The sequence below is a fragment of the Candidatus Symbiopectobacterium sp. NZEC135 genome, from assembly GCF_025962695.1.
The window spans coordinates 1-741 of sequence record NZ_JAGFPF010001069.1; the positions used below are offsets into that span (position 1 = coordinate 1).

1 protein-coding gene is annotated in these 741 nt (G+C 46.7%); it reads left to right on the forward strand.

Annotated elements, in window-relative coordinates; translation table 11 throughout:
* The first annotated feature begins 22 nt into the window (after positions 1-22).
* Positions 23-529 (forward strand): non-heme ferritin, encoded by a 507-nt coding sequence (gene ftnA / locus J5224_RS32475; protein ID WP_264629052.1) that lies wholly within the window; start codon positions 23-25, stop codon positions 527-529.
* The last annotated feature ends 212 nt before the right edge of the window (positions 530-741 follow it).

Below are 741 nucleotides of genomic sequence, written 5' to 3' on the forward strand. Positions count from 1 at the left end.
AGCCAATCAGAGGGAATGAAAGATGCTCAAAAAAGAGATGATTCAACAATTAAACGACCAGCTAAACCTGGAGTTCTATTCTGCTAATTTGTACCTGCAAATGAGCGCATGGTGTGGCGATAAAGGTTTTGAAGGTGCGTCAGCATTCCTGAAAACACATTCGCAAGAAGAGATGGAACATATGCAACGCCTCTTCAACTATCTGGATGATACCGGCAGCATGCCCGTACTGGGCGCTATCGCTGCGCCGCCGGTCGATTTTGCTTCACTGTCTGACGTATTTGAACAGACCTATGAGCATGAGCAATTAATTACGCACAAAATCAACGAGCTGGCTCATGCAGCAATGACGCAGCAAGATTATTCAACGTTCAACTTCTTGCAATGGTATGTTGCTGAGCAACATGAAGAAGAGAAACTGTTTAAATCCATTCTCGACAAGCTGGCATTGGTCAGTACGGCGGAGGGGGGTCTGTTCTTTATCGATCAGGACCTGAAAAAAATGACGACTGCACCGACCCAACAGTAACGCGTTATTACGTTCCCTTCAGGCTAAAAGAGGTCGTCAGCCTGAAGGGAATGCGCATTAACAGACGCCGAAATTGCCCTCCTCGCGGTAAAACGAGACGCTATCAACGCTGATTTCTATTTCTTTCTCAACAGGATCGTCAATTCTCGCGCAGTAAAGCCTGCTGTCCTCTACGCTAAGCACTCGCATTCTTGGCCCACCGGTTTTACTTT

Excerpts from the sequence above, each read along its gene's own strand:
- ftnA (WP_264629052.1), top strand. The coding sequence starts at position 23 with ATGCTCAAAAAAGAGATGATTCAACAATTAAACGACCAGCTAAACCTG.